This window comes from Acinetobacter sp. Q186-3 (assembly GCF_013420655.1).
Classification (GTDB): Bacteria; Pseudomonadota; Gammaproteobacteria; order Pseudomonadales; family Moraxellaceae; genus Acinetobacter; species Acinetobacter indicus.
Map to the genome: position 1 here is coordinate 184795 of NZ_VOXS01000001.1, position 15894 is coordinate 200688.

Genomic DNA, 15894 nt, shown 5'->3' on the forward strand with positions numbered 1-15894 from the left:
TGACTTTTTAAGCTTCTCCCTGTGTTATGTCCTTACTGTTGACCATTTGTGCCTTACATTTTGTGGCACAGCTTAGTCCCGGCCCCGATATTATTCTGATTGCCAAAAGCTCGGCATCGACCACACGTCGCAATACCATTCATATTATTGCCGGAATTTCATTGGGCATTGTGCTGTGGGTGGTTTTAACCCTGCTGGGCTTTACCGTTCTGGTCGAGCAGTTTCCATGGATTCAGCAGGTATTGATGCTGATAGGCGGTTTGTTTCTGGCGAAAATGGGCTGGGCCATGCTCAGTAGCGGACTACGCAGTTTAAAACAGTCGACTGCACTGGAGGATGTACAGGCACAGAGCTCTGCACAGAAAAACTATTTTTTACTGGGCCTGTTCACCAATTTATCTAATCCTAAAACCCTGATTTATTTCAGTAGCGTATTTTCATTGGCGCTCAGTTCATCGGCCAGTGATTATTTAAAAGCACAGCTGGCGGTGATTATTCCGCTGCAAACCTTCCTGACCTTTGTGTTGCTGATGCTGTTATTATCACAGCCGAAAATTAAGGCGGTGTACCAGCGTTCAGGCAGTTATATTGATATTTTATCGGGCGCCTTATTCCTGATTTTTGCCCTGTGGCTGGGCTATGACGCCATCGGTATGTTCTGATTCAGAACCTGGTTGATCCTGTTCACTAACCAAAGCAGAAACAGCCGTTTCTGCTTTTTTATGGGCAGATGAATAACGGTTTGGTGCCAGAGTGGTTTCGGTATTTTCAGAGCCATGAAAACGGCGGCTGCGGTTGGCGCGTTCGCGTAATCCGCCTTTTTTGATCAGTTGTACCATCTTCATCCTCCTGCATTTCAGTCCGCTAGTTTAAACAAAAGGGCAGCCGGATGCATCTGACTTAAGAGTAGTCCGATAAAATTATTGGCAGAGAATACGGTGTTAAAGCAGCAGCTTAAGTGTCTGAAAGCGTGCATAAAAAGATAAATAAAGTCAACAAAAGCAGGCAGGGTTTACTTAAGCTTACATAGACTCACCAGTAATAGAGCTTGCTATGCTACACAGGCTCACATAAGATAAAACAATATTACAAAAAGCGTTTTTCGCATGATGTAAAAATAAAAACAAGAATTACAGTAAATTAGGAGAACTGCCTATGCTGTACCATCAATACCATTGCTCATGTTGCAATCAAGTGGTGGCGTCAACAGAAAAAGAATGTCCAAATTGCGGTTCACACAATATTCGTAGTCCTTATGGTTTCTGGATGTTCTGTATTTTAAGTTGTCTGGCCTTTGCGGTTATTTTTAAAGTCGTGCATGTCTATTTGCAGGACCATCAGGAAACCCCGACACAGCCGACTTTATTGGAAGTCTTAAAACAGGAATCCAGCTAACTGGATTCCTTGAATCTTATGAGCTTAACTCAACTTTCGTTTAGCTTGATGACGCCAGAAAAGCGGCCTGATTCAGCACCGACAGTTCAGTATTAATGTCAAAAATTTTCCCGTGAATCTTGTCGATGCCAAAACTTTGCAGACGCGCCGTGTGCATCTGTAAATATTGTTCTGCATGATGCTTTGTATCAAACAGGTAAATTCCGCCAGCCTGCTGGGTGTCACTATTTTCGGTCCAAATTTTCCAGATGAGACCCGGCTCCTGATTAATACTGGCTGCCAGCTCGCGATAGGCCGTGGCCATTTCTGCGCCAAAAGGGCCATTTGAAGGGAAATCAACCTGAAGAATTACCGCCATCATGTTCATCCTGTTTTAAATGTTCCATCTTATTGTAAACAGTTTATGTTTTTATAAAATGATATTTCTGCCCAGAATCGCGATAAAGCAGACAATAAAAAACCCATCACGTGGATGGGTCATTTAATATCTTTAAAGCTTAAAGGCCAGCAGCCGCTTTTAAGATATCGACTTTGTCGGTTTTTTCCCAGGTAAAGGCAGTGTCTGAACCTTCGCGGCCAAAGTGACCGTAGGCAGCAGTCTGCTTGTACATTGGTTGTAACAGGTCCAGCATACGGGTAATGCCGTATGGACGCAGGTCAAAGTGTTCACGAACCAGCTGAACAATCAGTTCATCAGCCACTTTACCGGTGTTAAAGGTGTTAATTGAAATTGAGGTTGGCTCAGCCACACCAATTGCATAAGACACCTGAATTTCACATTTGTCAGCAAGGCCAGCAGCCACGATGTTTTTCGCTACATAACGACCCGCATAAGCAGCAGAGCGGTCTACTTTCGATGGGTCTTTACCAGAGAAGGCACCACCACCATGACGCGCCATACCACCGTAGGTATCTACAATAATTTTACGGCCAGTCAGACCACAGTCACCCACTGGGCCACCAATCACAAACATCCCGGTCGGGTTGATGTGGAATTTAGTGTCGGCATGGAACATGTCGGCTGGGATGATCTTTTTCACGATTTCTTCAATCACGGCTTCTTTCAGCTGTGCTTGACTGATTTCAGGATCATGCTGGGTTGACAGTACCACCGCATCTAAACGTACCGGTTTGCCATTTTCATAGGCAAAAGTCACCTGGCTTTTCGCATCTGGACGTAACCAAGGCAGGGCACCGCTACGACGCAGTTCAGCCTGTTTTTCCATTAAGCGATGCGCATAAGAAATTGGCGCAGGCATCAGCACATCCGTTTCACGGCTGGCATAACCAAACATCAAGCCCTGGTCGCCAGCACCCTGATCTTCAGGTTTTTGACGGTCTACACCTTGAGCAATTTCTGGTGACTGTTTACCAATCATGTTAATCACGGCACAGGTTGAACCATCGAAGCCGAGGTCAGAATGATGATAGCCAATACCATTTACGGTTTGACGTACAATCGCTTCAAAGTCCACATTGGCTGTGGTTGTGATTTCACCCGCAAGTACGACCGCACCGGTTTTTACAAGCGTTTCACAAGCAACCCGCGCATATGGGTCTTCTTTTAAGATTGCATCCAAAATGGCATCACTGATTTGGTCAGCCATTTTATCTGGATGGCCTTCGCTTACAGATTCCGAGGTAAATACAGCGTACTCGCGCATAAGTCCTATCACAGTTATTTCAAAAGACGCAATATGTTACATCGAGTTAGACTTTAGGACTAGCTCAATACGACCAAATTGGCTGAATTTATTTCAATTCAATGACTTTTTATCTGATATAGGCATTTAAAAAACTGATATAAAATCCAAAACGGTATAGATTCATCATCCGGATAAACTTGAGTTTTAATTCAATAAATCACTATTTTAAAAGCGGCTGTATTCTTATAATTTATATTAGGAATCAACAAATTATCTTGTTTTTAGAGTTTTGGGAAATTGCTGTCTGTCATCTTTTGGTCGTCATCATGCTCTAAAATGAAGTCTGTTACTGTTGAGCAGGATTGTGCAGTTTTGAATTAAATTGAATGAATTTCACAATGAGCGCTTTTTTGTATAAAAAACCATCCAAACAGGTCAGTTATGTAACGGGAAAATCCGGATGAGCTACCCGGTTATTCGCCAGAAATTCAATTTTCTCATGCCTCTAGTCAGGAATTGTACGAAAATGCGCAGGCAAACGAATAAATACCGAAAAATTACCGCTGAGGCTTTACCCCATACGCTTTTTTTAAGACAATAGACGTGTTTTGAATTCCTATTCATCTTCCTTTATTAAACGATTTATTTGGACTCTGACCTATGACGACCCCGCTTAATGAACGTCGTATTGCAAACGCAATTCGTGTATTGGCTATGGATGCCGTGCAAAAAGCAAATTCCGGACATCCAGGTGCGCCGATGGGGATGGCAGACATCGCTGACGTGGTGTGGCGTGAATTTTTAAATCATAACCCGACGAACCCGCAATGGGCTAACCGCGACCGTTTTGTTTTATCCAATGGTCATGGCTCTATGCTGCATTATGCGCTGTTACATTTAACCGGTTATGATCTTTCAATTGAAGATTTAAAAGCATTCCGTCAACTACACTCTAAAACACCAGGTCATCCGGAATACGGCTATGCACCAGGGGTTGAAACCACCACTGGTCCACTTGGTCAGGGTATTGCCAATGCGGTTGGTTTTGCTCTGGCTGAAAAGACACTGGCAGCGCAGTTCAATAAAGATGATATGCAAGTGGTTGACCATTACACCTACTGTTTCCTGGGTGATGGCTGCCTGATGGAAGGTATTTCTCACGAAGTATGTTCACTGGCCGGTACTTTAGGTCTGGGTAAACTGGTGGTTTACTATGATGACAACGGTATTTCAATTGATGGTGAAGTTGAAGGCTGGTTCTCTGATGACACTGAACAGCGCTTCCTGTCTTATGGCTGGCAAGTACTGAAAGTTGATGGTCATGATGCAGATGCTATTCGTGAAGCAACTGTGGCTGCCAAAGCTGAAACCGCTAAACCAACCATTATTATCTGTAAAACCATTATCGGTTTAGGTTCACCAAACAAACAGGGTAAAGAAGATTGCCACGGTGCACCGCTGGGTAATGATGAAATCGTGTTAACCCGCGAAGCGCTGGGCTGGACCGATGAAGCGTTTGTAATTCCTGAAGATGTGTATGCTGCTTGGGATGCGAAAACCAAAGGTGCTGAAACTGAAGCTGCCTGGAATGCTACTTTTGCTGCCTATGCAGCAAAATATCCTGCAGAAGCGGCTGAATTAAAACGCCGTTTAAGCGGTGAATTACCAGCAGAATTCTTGGCACAGGCCGATGCCTATATTGCTGAAGTGAACGCGAAAGCAGAAACCATTGCGACCCGTAAAGCCAGCCAGAATACGCTACAGGCTTTTGGTCCATTATTACCTGAATTATTGGGTGGTTCTGCGGACCTGGCTGGTTCAAACCTGACGCTTTGGAAAGGTTGCCAGGGCGTACAAGACAATGCCGCAGGTAACTATGTACACTACGGCGTACGTGAATTTGGTATGACCGCGATTGCCAACGGTGTGGCGCTGCACGGCGGTTTCATTCCTTATGTAGCAACATTCTTAATGTTCATGGAATATGCGCGTAATGCCGTGCGTATGTCTGCGTTAATGAAGCAACGCGTAATTCATGTTTATACCCATGATTCGATCGGTCTGGGTGAAGATGGTCCTACGCACCAGCCAATTGAGCAGATTGCATCGTTACGTGGTACGCCAAACCTGAACACATGGCGTCCATGTGACACGGTTGAAGCTGCGATTTCCTGGAAATCTGCTTTAAGCCGTGCGGAAGGTCCATCTGCGTTAATCTTCTCTCGTCAAAACCTGCCATTCCAGGCGCGTACTCAGGCGCAAATTGAAAACGCAGCCAAAGGTGGTTATGTGCTGGCTGAAGAAAAAGGGGAATTGAAAGCAATCATCATTGCGACCGGTTCTGAAGTGGCCTTGGCGATGGAAGCACATGCACAGCTTGAAGGTGTACGTGTGGTATCTATGCCATGTGCTGAAGAATTCATGCAGCAAGATGCGGCGTATCGTGAAGCAGTTCTGCCATCGAATATCCGTGCCCGTGTTGCAGTTGAAGCAGCGCATGTGGATTACTGGTGGAAATTTGTGGGTCTGGACGGCCGCGTGATTGGTATGACCACTTACGGCGAATCTGCACCAGCCAAAGATTTGTTCCAGCACTTTGGTATTACCACGGAAGCAGTAGTTGCTGCGGTGAAAGAACTGACGGCTTAATCGCTCAGAAATTTCAAAAAAGACGCTCCGAATGGGGCGTTTTTTTATGCTAGTTTAAAAGGCTGAATGATATAAAAGAAGACCCACATGACAGCAATCAGTATTGTGCCTTTGGCACAGACCAGTCAGCCGCAATGGCAAGCACTTTGGGTCGGTTATCAGGCCTTTTATCAAACCAAGTTATCAGATGAACTGAGTGCCCATACCTGGCAGCGTCTGACATCAGCCGAGTCTGCGCATATGTATGGTTTTGCAGCCCTGCTTGAACAGCAGATGGTCGGCTTTGTACATGTGATTGAACATGACAGCTGCTGGACATTCAAGCCTTATGCCTATTTGCAGGATTTATTTACCCACCCCGATTATCGCGGGCAGGGTGTGGCCAGATTACTGATTGAACAGGTCTATATGGAAGCCAAAAAACGCCAGTGCGACCGGGTTTACTGGCTGACACAAGAAGCCAATCAAACTGCACAAATATTGTATGATAAAGTGGCACACAAGACCGGATTTATTCAATATAAACAAAGTCTGTAACGGCATCCATGCGTTAATCGTTTCATTGCTGCAACAGAACGTTTTATCTGTAGCAATGAACTCTAACAAGAAATCTATACACTAATAAGCATTCAAAAAGCGAGATAAAAGCATGAACTTTAAAGCACTTGTACTTGGTTTGGCGGTCACTTCAGTAGCAACAGCTGCGTTGGCAAAACCAGTGGCGTATCAAATTGACCCGACCCATACGGCAACTGTATTTAGCTGGGATCACTTCGGTTTCTCTACGCCATCAGGTAACTTCTCTAACATTCAAGGTACCATTAATGTTGATGAGAAACAGCCAGAAAAATCATCTGTCAACGTGACTATTCCATTAAACAGCCTGAACACCAACGTCAAAGCGCTGGATGAGCACTTAATGGCAGCAGACTGGTTTGATGCAGCAAAATATCCAACTATTACTTTCAAAAGTACCAAAGTTGAAACTCAGGACAAAAAGAACTTTAAAATCACAGGTGATTTAACTGTGAAAGGTGTAACGAAACCTGTAGTTCTGGATGCGGTACTGAACAAACAAGGTCCACATCCAATGACCAAAGCGGCAACTGTTGGTTTTAATGCCACCACGTCATTTGACCGTTCAGCATTTGGTATCGCCGGTTTTGTACCAAATGTAGGTGATAAAATTACTGTAAACATCACCACTGAAGCTTCTGTTGCTGCGAAAAAATAATCGCAAGAACAGCACAAAAAGCACCCGCTTCAGGGTGCTTTTTTTATGACGATGATAAATGTAAGGACAATTTAAAGCTTTCCGGTCAGCTTTGAGATTTTAAGCCGGCTAGAAACTGACCAAGAACCGTCGCGCTAACCTGTTGCAGTTGCGGCGCGTATTGCTGATGAGCGGCGCGTAAGGTGGGAATATCAATCTGGGCCTGACGTAATTCACAGGTATGGCCAATCAGCCATTTTTCTAAACTGTCTGCTGCAACTTCAGCATGAAACTGTAGTGCCAGAATATGTGGTCCGACCCGGAATGCCTGATTCGGATACAAGTCGGAGCTGGCCAGTAATTCAGCCTGTGCTGGTAAATCAAAAGTATCGCCGTGCCAATGCAAGACCGGTGTGTTGGCTAATGCCGCCAGTGGGTTATGCGCTGCATCTGCCAGACTGAGGCGGCTCCAGCCAATTTCTTTGGCATGGCCAGCATAGACTTTGGCACCCAAGGCATGAGCAATGAGCTGTGCACCCAAACAAATACCAATAGTGGGTAAATTCCTCTCTAAACGTACTTTTAGTAAGTCTATTTCTTGTTGTAAGAAAGGGTAGTCTGTGGTTTCATAAACGCCAATTGGGCCACCCAAAATAATCACTAATCCTTCATGCGCAAACGCCTTTTCTAGATTTTCCACACCAGCTTCAAAATACCGTACCCGTAAACCTTGTTCATACAGGACATCTTCCCACGCGCCGAGGTCTTCAAACGCAAGATGTTGAATGGTATAGACAGTGTCGGGTAAATCGAACATGGCAGATACTTCAGGCTGAAAGGGAGATTTAATGTAACGTGAAATACACTCGAACTAAAGCGTAGCGTATGAATAAAGGATAGATTTTTAACTTGATCTCCCGGTTTATACAACGCTGAAAGAGCGTGCTGCGAAAGTCAGAGCATTCCATGTTGCAATAAAAACGCCCGATGCAAATACATCGGGCGCAGGTTGAAACAGTAACTTCAACGCTGTTGGAATCCTAAAGACGAAGTCTTTAGAAGAAACCGGCTGGTTTGGTTGAATAGCTGACCAGCAGGTTTTTGGTTTGCTGATAATGATCCAGCATCATCTTGTGGTTTTCACGGCCAATCCCGGATTTTTTATAGCCACCGAAAGCGGCATGTGCCGGGTAAATGTGATAACAGTTGGTCCAGACCCGACCCGCCTGAATGGCACGACCGGCACGGTAAGAGGTGTGTGCAGAACGCGACCAGACGCCTGCGCCTAAACCATAAATGGTGTCATTGGCGATGCGAATTGCGTCATCAAAGTCTTTAAAGGTGGTGACAGACAGCACCGGCCCGAAAATTTCTTCCTGGAAAATCTTCATGTCATTGCGGCCTTTAAAGATGGTCGGCTCGATATAAAAACCTTGACCAACTTCATGACGTGCTTCACCACCTGTGAGGACTTCGGCACCTTCGGCACGGCCGGTGGCAATGCAGCCCAGAATTTTATCCTGCTGTTCCTGGGAAGCCTGCGCACCAATCATAGTTTCAGTATCAAGCGGGTGACCTGTTTTAATACGTTTAACACGTTCGATGGCTTTTTCAAGGAAACGGTCAGCAATACTTTCCTGTACGAGCGCACGTGATGGACAAGTACAAATTTCACCCTGATTCAGCGCAAACATAGCAAAGCCTTCGAGTGCTTTGTCTAAGTAGTCGTCATCTTGCGCCATAATATCTTCAAAGAAAATATTTGGAGATTTACCACCAAGCTCCAAAGTCACTGGAATGATGTTTTCAGTGGCGTATTGCATGATCAATTGACCGACCTGGGTCGAACCTGTGAATGCAATTTTGGCAATACGTGGATTGGTTGCCAATGGGCGACCCACTTCTACACCGTAACCATTGACTACGTTTAATACGCCTGCTGGCAATAAATCTTGAATCAGTTCAACCAAAACTAAAATGCTGGCAGGGGTTTGTTCTGCAGGTTTAAGTACGATACAGTTACCCGCAGCCAAAGCAGGTGCAAGTTTCCATGTTGCCATTAAAATTGGGAAGTTCCATGGAATAATTTGCCCTACAACGCCCAATGGCTCATGGAAATGATAGGCAATGGTATCTTCATCAATTTCAGAAATTCCGCCTTCTTGGGCACGAATACAGCCCGCAAAATAACGGAAATGGTCAATCGCCAAAGGAATGTCGGCAGCCAATGTTTCACGAACAGGCTTACCATTATCCCAAGTTTCGGCAACTGCCAATAACTCTAGATTTTGTTCTAAACGATCTGCAATTTTTAATAAAATGTTAGAACGTGTTGTAGGAGATGAGCTGTTCCATTGTGCTTTGGCTTTATGAGCTGCATCTAAAGCCAGTTCAATGTCCTCTGCCGATGAGCGTGGGACTTTGGTAAATACTTTGCCATCTACAGGAGAGATATTTTCAAAGTATTCGCCTTTTACAGGGGCGACCCACTCGCCACCAATAAAGTTTTCGTATTGTGCTTTAAATTGAACTTTTGAACCGGGTTGATTGGGATCTACATAACGCATAATTCTCTTCCTTTGATGGTTTTTTATAATCTGCGGTCTATTTACCGTTTACAATAATCCTGTGTTTAAATCAGGTTAAATTTACGGCTAAGGTATAAGGTACTTTAGTACGTTATTTGTTTAGCATACCAATATAAGGTTGGAAAAAGGTTGGAAAGCTGCAGGTTTACAAGCAGCGAACAAATCCTTACAAAAGTAAGCAGTACAATGGATGTAATGCCCACAGGATTGTGAGAGTCAATAATGATGAAAAAACAAGACCTATTGGAAAAAAGGCAACATATTGAACAGTTTAGACAAAGTAGCAGTTTATCGCCGCTGCATGCGCAGCAAATTCAGCAGAGTATTTTAAAATCTTGGCAACGCTCTCAAATTGCTGAAATTCCTGTTAATAGGTTGGCAGCCCCGTTAAATTATAGTCTAACGCATACACATGGTAGTTCGGCCTTACAACGTGCTGTGCAAAACTGTGCAGAGGATTTAAGACATATCGCACAGCAGTCCGACATGGTTGCAGCCGTGGGCGATGTGGGCAGTACAATTATTTGGACGGCAGCGAGCGCGCAAATGCGTAATGTGGCGGAACAGGTGCATTTTGTAGAGGGCGGGCAGTGGCGTGAGGAGTTGGTAGGCACCAATGCTTTGGCTTTGTCACTTAAAACTCAGCAAGCAAGTTGTGTGTTTTCCAGTGAACACTATATGTCATCATTACATGACTGGGTTTGTTATGCAGCGCCTATTTTAGACCCTTATTCCAAACAAGTATTGGGCGTAATTGATTTATCGACTACTTGGAAAAACCATAACAGTTTGGGGATGTTGGCAGCAGAACGCTGTGCTTCTTTGATTCAAAATGCACTGCTTGATCAGCAAAAACAGCAGCTTTATATTCGCGCGTTTCGCGTGCCACAAGTGTTATTTAATGGCAAAGTGGTGGTGATGACACCGCGTCAAATTGAAATATTGGTGATTTTAGCACTTTGTCCACAAGGCATGAGTTTAGATACTTTACACCAAGCTCTATATGGTGAGCGTAAAGTCAGTATGGGCACGCTTAAAGCTGAGATGTCTCAATTACGTGATATTCTAGGCGGGATGCTTGGTTCGCGTCCTTACCGAATTTTGGCGCATATAGAAGCCGATTTTTTACAAGCCGAGCAGGCTTTAGATGCTGGTTATGTGCAGTCTGCCTTACAAACGTGTGCAGGAGTATTTTTGGCGAAAACTGAAAGTCCATTTTTATGTGCATGGCGAGATTGCTTAGAATCTCGCCTGAGTAATGCCATTTTTAATGCACAAGATACCGATGTCTTGCTAAAACATTTGGCACGCAGCCCTGAAGCGATTGACGCAGTGGAGCGTTTAATTGAATTGATGCCCAAGGGGCATCCTGCACATCAAATTTTATTAAAATACACAGCTTAAGGGATGCATCAAGTCATTTAGCCGTTAATTCACTTCCTTTAGTTCTAGTTTTTAGTTTTATAGCCCCTTGCGGTTTAACCAATCAAACAAGGACTGATACACTTCCGCACGGACTTCGGGCGCAGAAAGTACCAAATCATGCACGCCATTTTCAATTTGGCAAAGCTGAATATCGCCATGCATGTGATGTCCATATTTTTGCATATCTGCAACATTTAAAATTACGTCAGTGCGTTGCGCAATCTCATTCCATTGGCGTGGATAACTACTTTGACTCGCATGCATAATTAAGGTGGGTACACCTAAATGCACACTGGCATGAATTTCTTTTTGCGCTTCATGAATTGCACGTACAAAACTTAATCGTACTTTTGGATAACGCGGTTTCTTCCATTCCAAATTAAATAACCATTCACCATGATATTGTTTGTGTAGACTTGGTACATAAAATGGATTAAGGCGGCTTGGAAATTTCATTTCTGGCAGCAATTTGCCCAATTGGCTTAAACGAGGAATGCCGACTTTTTTCTCAATTTCGCTCATATTGAAATCATAAAAAGGGCTGTTGCACCATAAACCACGAATCAGTGGATGATTGGGATGATGTGCCACATATAACGTGGTGATTAATCCACCAGTTGAATGTCCCGCCAAAATTACCGAGTCATGTTCTTCTGTGGCAATTTGCTCAAGTGCAGCGGAAATTTCTGCATCATATTCAGACAAGCTGCGCACATTGTACCAATGTTGATGTGACAAATGCGAACGCCCATATTTACGTAAATCTAGGGCATAAAAGTCATAACCGTGCTGATTAAACTGGTCTGCCATTTCTGTTTGAAAAAAATAGTCAATAAAACCATGAATATAAAGTACGGCTTTACGTGTTTCCTGTTCGGCTTTTTTGCGTACCAAGGTAGAAATGACTTTGCCTTCATAATCCGAAGGAAAATCCAGCGTCATTTGTTGGTAATCGGCACCCAAAATATCGGGTTGATAGCTTGGTGTTGTTTTTTGTTTTTTGCTTAACAGCATAAGGTGTTCGTCATCCATTTTATTTTGACTATATCCTTGATGAGCTGTGCGCATTTGTCAAATTGAATTATGCAAACCCTCTGCATCTACATCGCTTTAGTTTTATGCTGCGAGTTCATTTTGTTCTAAACAGCAAAAAAAAAGCAGAACGCATCTGAGATGGTTCTGCCAAAGGGAAGGATAAAAATAAAACAGCAAAAGAGGAAAATTGAAAAAAAATGGGAGATGCTGAGCAAATCGTGATTCACTCAGCAGGAGATTCAAATTACATCGCGGCTTTAAAAATTTCGACCACTTGTGCATGATTGGCTTTACGTGGGTTGGTGAGCATGCAGGCATCTTTTTGTGCATTTTCAGCCATAATAGCCAAGTCATTTTCTTTCACGCCTAACTCTGCTAAACCTGTTGGAATACCAATCGAGCTAGATAGTTCACGAATTGCATCAATCGCGGCATAGGCGGCTTCTGTGGTGGTTAATCCGTCAGTATTGACTCCCATCAATTCTGCAATATCTGCATAACGCTCAGGGCAGGCAATCAGGTTAAATTCGCAAACATGCGGCAATAAAATTGCATTACAGACGCCGTGCGGCAAGTTGTAGAAACCACCGAGTTGATGCGCCATGGCATGCACATAGCCCAATGAGGCATTGTTAAATGCCATACCTGCCAAATATTGCGCATAGCTCATGGCATCACGCGCTTCAATATTTTCACCATTTGCCACGGCAGGGCTGAGCCACTGACTAATCATACGGATAGCTTTTTCAGCACAGGCATCGGTAATAGGATTGGCTGCGGTTGAAACGTAGGCTTCTACAGCATGGGTTAAGGCATCCATGCCTGTTGCTGCGGTTAAACCTGCAGGTTTGGCAATCATGAGTTTTGGATCATCAATGGCGATGAGTGGTGTACAGCGCCAATCGACAATTGCCATTTTAACGTGCGTGTCTGTATTGGTAATAATACAGAAACGGGTCATTTCCGAAGCTGTACCTGCAGTGGTGTTAATGGCAATCAGTGGGGTCATTGGCACGGTACTTTTATCAATGCCTTCATAATCACGAATATGCCCACCACCTGCGGTCACTAAGCCAATGCCTTTGGCACAGTCGTGGGAAGAACCACCACCTAAGGACACAATGAAGTCGCAGTGATTGGCATTGTAGGCATCGACACCGTTATGCACGTTAATATCGGTCGGATTTGGCTCTGCACCAGCAAATATATGGCTGGCAACGCCTGCTTCGGTGAGGTAGCCTGCAATGGTATCGGCAACGCCAAATTTAAACAGTCCTTCATCAGTCACAATTAGGGCTTTTTTAGCGCCTAAATTTTGTGCTCTTACGCCAATTTCTTTGGCACAACCAGGGCCGAAGAGTGACACACAAGGAATATAAAAACCGTTGGTTTGATCTGCAATATTTTTAAAAGCCATGCTCAGATTCCTTCTTGCATTGGATATTGGAATAATGTGTTGTTATCGCGGTGTTGAACCGTAATTTGAGTATCCATTGCTTTGTTGTGAAATCCTACCTACCAAATACCAACCCTAGTTGCTGATCAAAGAGTGTAAAATAATCACTTGAAAATTATGGATTTTTAATTTGTTTTATTATCTGAAGTAGTGCGCAGTCTATAGGCAAGAGCACAAATCTTGTTTATAGTATTTTTTGTATCTCTAATTTTAAGGTGTGAATACAGCACACACATATTTAAAGTGTAATTCAATTAATAAGTGGCTTAAGCTAGATTGAAGAATTGTCCACTTTTTGCGGATGGGAAATAAAAAACAAAAAATAGGGATGTATCACGTGATGGGTCTATTCAGTGTAATCAAATAAAAATAAGATGACACTTAGATAGACCGCACTTAAGCATGAGGAGCGTATATGCAGCCAAGTCGCCAGCATAGCCAGTTGCATGCCGTTGCACAGCAATTGGTTCGTATTTCCAGTGTGGCCGCAGAAATCTATCAAGATCAAATGGATCTGGTTGGGCATTTTACAGCACAAAATATGTTTCGAATTGATCCTTTGCAGCATCGGGTCGAATTGTTGAATGGTCTGTTTAGCCTTGAATTTTATTCGCCAAAATCGCATACAAATTTAATAGAAACCCACTTTGAATTTGCGCGGCAACAGCAAGAAGCGTTTGAAGATTTTTTCTTACATGATCTGCATTTTTTGACAGGGGATTTAAAACCGCAGCATTCCTTATTTTTGCGTAAGCAGGCGCAGCAATTGCGGCAATTGATTCTGCAGCAAGTTTATCTTTGGGTAGATGGTGCAGCACGGGTTAAGCAATTGTTGTTGCATTTAGATGCTATGCAGGCGCAAATTTTAGATCAGGCATTAATGCAGGTAGACGATCAGTATCAACCAGTATTGACCAAATTTGTGCAGCAAGGGCAGCCGATTCCTGAAGATGTTTTAACTGCTTTGTCGACACTATGCGCTTTGGAATTTGTAGAGGGTGAAACCTTTTTGCCAGTGCAAGCACTGATGCTAAGTTATGATGATTTTTGTTTTAGTGCAGCAGAATTTCTACCTAAAGCCATGTATCGTATTTTAAGTATCTCATTTCCAGAGCGATTTAATTTACAGGATTTAATCGATCATCAGGACGATATTCGGCTGTTGTATCGACACGCGGTAGAGCAGAGCCATTTATTGGGCTTTGTGCGGATTATGAACCGTGCGGTCTGGGCCGAAGATAATATTCTGGCCAAGCGGCATTTTCTGGAAAAAAATACCCGCATCTGGCAGACCAAAGTTGCGCGTTTGCCACTGTTTGATTATCCACGCGCAGTCAACTGGCTGTTTCGGCAATCGAAACTGGTGCTGGACTGGCTCAGTGACAATATTCATCATTCCAGTGTCCGTGTGGCGGTGGTGGCGCTAAGTTTTGTTGATTGCAGCCAGATTCATCCACGCATTATTCTGGCCACCTTGCAGTATTTCCAGTATGCCTCGGCGCGGTTGTTTATTCAGAGCTGTGATCATTTTGCGCTGCAACATCAATGGTTTGAACATCAGCATAATTCCCGGGTGGTGCAAAAAGGCCAGCGCCAGTCACTGGAAGACCCGCGAATTAGCATCAGCCCGTCTATTTTGTATTTAGATGAATGGATGAATTTGCTGGCGATTGTTGCGGCACAGGATGAACTGCAGGTGAAACAGGTTTATGCACGTTTAAGCCGGGTGATGCAGGCCTATATGCTGCATCTGCATAAGGTCACGGCAGAACTGCCGGCTGAATTAATGCAGTTTATTCATCCAGAGAGTCAGCAATCGCGTGACTTTATGCACTGTTTACGCCGTCATCAGCTGACGCTGGAACAATTCCGGCAGCTGTTTTATTTAAAGGCCGGGCCGGTGCGTGAATCGGTGTTTGATGCTTATGTGCGCGATTATCTGGTCGATTATTTTAATGAAAAAAATTACACCCCGAAAAATGTCAGCTGGAGCAGTATTTTTCAGCGCGCGGTGCGCTGGCATCATGAAGTACATAAAGCCGAAATTCTGGCCAAGCTGAAAAAACAGTTAAACGTCAGCCACTGGCCGCCCGTATCGCTACAAGGCAGAACCCAGTATCTGGGCTGGTGCTTTGAAGAGCTGAACAGTCTGGACCGGATTATTCAGGAGTCGCGCAGTTTTCATCATTGTCTGGCGGTGAGTTATAGCCAGAAAATTATTGAAGGCGAATATGTGGCTTTTCATATGTCATCGCCGTGTTATCGCCAGTCCTTAACGCTGGGTTGTCATCTGCTCGATGGACAGCTGCGCTTTGATCAGCTGGAATATCCGAACAATCATAAAGCGGAGCAGTTGCTGGTCAATATTGCGGAACAGTTTATTCAATGGCTGAACAGCCGCTTAAAACCGGACCCATCTGCTGGAACTTTATGACAAGTGATGTCGCCAGATGTGGTTTTTGCCTTAACTTTTTGCTGAAAAATGGG

General features: G+C 44.0%; 14 protein-coding genes. 7 read left to right on the forward strand and 7 right to left on the reverse strand.

Translation table 11 applies throughout. The annotated features are described in order from the left end of the window. Positions 1 to 26 precede the first annotated feature (26 nt). On the forward strand, positions 27 to 662 hold the full coding sequence (locus tag FTT64_RS00890; protein WP_163142061.1) for a LysE family transporter: 636 nt from the start codon (positions 27 to 29) through the stop codon (positions 660 to 662). On the opposite strand, the gene FTT64_RS00895 is transcribed toward FTT64_RS00890, so the two are convergent. Next, positions 609 to 839: a hypothetical protein gene (locus tag FTT64_RS00895; RefSeq protein WP_075166756.1), complete on the reverse strand. Its 231-nt coding sequence runs from the start codon at positions 837 to 839 to the stop codon at positions 609 to 611. The genes FTT64_RS00890 and FTT64_RS00895 overlap by 54 nt on opposite strands. Positions 840 to 1158: 319 nt before the next feature. Here FTT64_RS00895 and FTT64_RS00900 point away from each other — a divergent pair, with 319 nt between their 5' ends. Next, positions 1159 to 1395 carry a hypothetical protein gene (locus tag FTT64_RS00900; protein WP_370459256.1) on the forward strand — a complete coding sequence of 79 codons (237 nt, stop codon included), beginning with the start codon at positions 1159 to 1161 and terminating at the stop codon, positions 1393 to 1395. 40 nt (positions 1396 to 1435) lie between these two features. Here the strand turns inward: FTT64_RS00900 and FTT64_RS00905 are convergent, their stop codons facing one another. Beyond that, a complete protein-coding gene (locus FTT64_RS00905) occupies positions 1436 to 1753 on the reverse strand; it encodes a monooxygenase (RefSeq protein ID WP_180181991.1) in 318 nt (105 codons plus the stop codon). A gap of 139 nt (positions 1754 to 1892) precedes the next feature. Then, positions 1893 to 3059 (reverse strand): methionine adenosyltransferase, encoded by a 1167-nt coding sequence (gene metK / locus FTT64_RS00910; protein ID WP_005177421.1) that lies wholly within the window; start codon positions 3057 to 3059, stop codon positions 1893 to 1895. A 642-nt stretch (positions 3060 to 3701) separates the two neighbouring features. On the opposite strand from metK, the gene tkt reads away from it, so the two are divergent. From tkt to FTT64_RS00925, 3 genes are all read left to right on the forward strand, one after another. Continuing rightward, on the forward strand, positions 3702 to 5690 hold the full coding sequence (tkt, locus tag FTT64_RS00915) for a transketolase (RefSeq protein WP_005177422.1): 1989 nt from the start codon (positions 3702 to 3704) through the stop codon (positions 5688 to 5690). A gap of 87 nt (positions 5691 to 5777) precedes the next feature. Further along, positions 5778 to 6227 carry an N-acetyltransferase gene (locus tag FTT64_RS00920; protein WP_005177423.1) on the forward strand — a complete coding sequence of 150 codons (450 nt, stop codon included), beginning with the start codon at positions 5778 to 5780 and terminating at the stop codon, positions 6225 to 6227. A 112-nt stretch (positions 6228 to 6339) separates the two neighbouring features. After that, positions 6340 to 6924, forward strand: coding sequence for a YceI family protein (locus FTT64_RS00925; protein ID WP_005177424.1), 585 nt, complete (start codon positions 6340 to 6342; stop codon positions 6922 to 6924). Positions 6925 to 7009: 85 nt separating this feature from the next. Here FTT64_RS00925 and FTT64_RS00930 read toward each other — a convergent pair whose 3' ends face one another. Together FTT64_RS00930 and FTT64_RS00935 are read right to left on the reverse strand one after the other, a co-directional pair. Then, the gene (locus FTT64_RS00930; RefSeq protein ID WP_168381348.1) at positions 7010 to 7720 is read right to left on the reverse strand and encodes a glutamine amidotransferase; all 711 of its coding nucleotides are present in this window, start codon (positions 7718 to 7720) and stop codon (positions 7010 to 7012) included. A gap of 238 nt (positions 7721 to 7958) precedes the next feature. Further along, positions 7959 to 9470: an aldehyde dehydrogenase family protein gene (locus FTT64_RS00935; protein ID WP_163142052.1), complete on the reverse strand. Its 1512-nt coding sequence runs from the start codon at positions 9468 to 9470 to the stop codon at positions 7959 to 7961. A 243-nt stretch (positions 9471 to 9713) separates the two neighbouring features. Between FTT64_RS00935 and FTT64_RS00940 the strand changes: the two genes are divergently transcribed. After that, positions 9714 to 10895 carry a transcriptional regulator gene (locus tag FTT64_RS00940; protein WP_180181963.1) on the forward strand — a complete coding sequence of 394 codons (1182 nt, stop codon included), beginning with the start codon at positions 9714 to 9716 and terminating at the stop codon, positions 10893 to 10895. A gap of 57 nt (positions 10896 to 10952) precedes the next feature. Here the strand turns inward: FTT64_RS00940 and FTT64_RS00945 are convergent, their stop codons facing one another. Together FTT64_RS00945 and FTT64_RS00950 are read right to left on the reverse strand one after the other, a co-directional pair. Beyond that, the gene (locus tag FTT64_RS00945) at positions 10953 to 11948 is read right to left on the reverse strand and encodes an alpha/beta hydrolase (protein WP_180181964.1); all 996 of its coding nucleotides are present in this window, start codon (positions 11946 to 11948) and stop codon (positions 10953 to 10955) included. Positions 11949 to 12195: 247 nt separating this feature from the next. Further along, entirely contained in the window at positions 12196 to 13368 is a 1173-nt protein-coding gene (locus FTT64_RS00950) for an iron-containing alcohol dehydrogenase (protein WP_104491824.1), read from the reverse strand. A 454-nt stretch (positions 13369 to 13822) separates the two neighbouring features. On the opposite strand from FTT64_RS00950, the gene FTT64_RS00955 reads away from it, so the two are divergent. Then, positions 13823 to 15841: a hypothetical protein gene (locus FTT64_RS00955; RefSeq protein ID WP_180181965.1), complete on the forward strand. Its 2019-nt coding sequence runs from the start codon at positions 13823 to 13825 to the stop codon at positions 15839 to 15841. Positions 15842 to 15894: the final 53 nt, after the last annotated feature.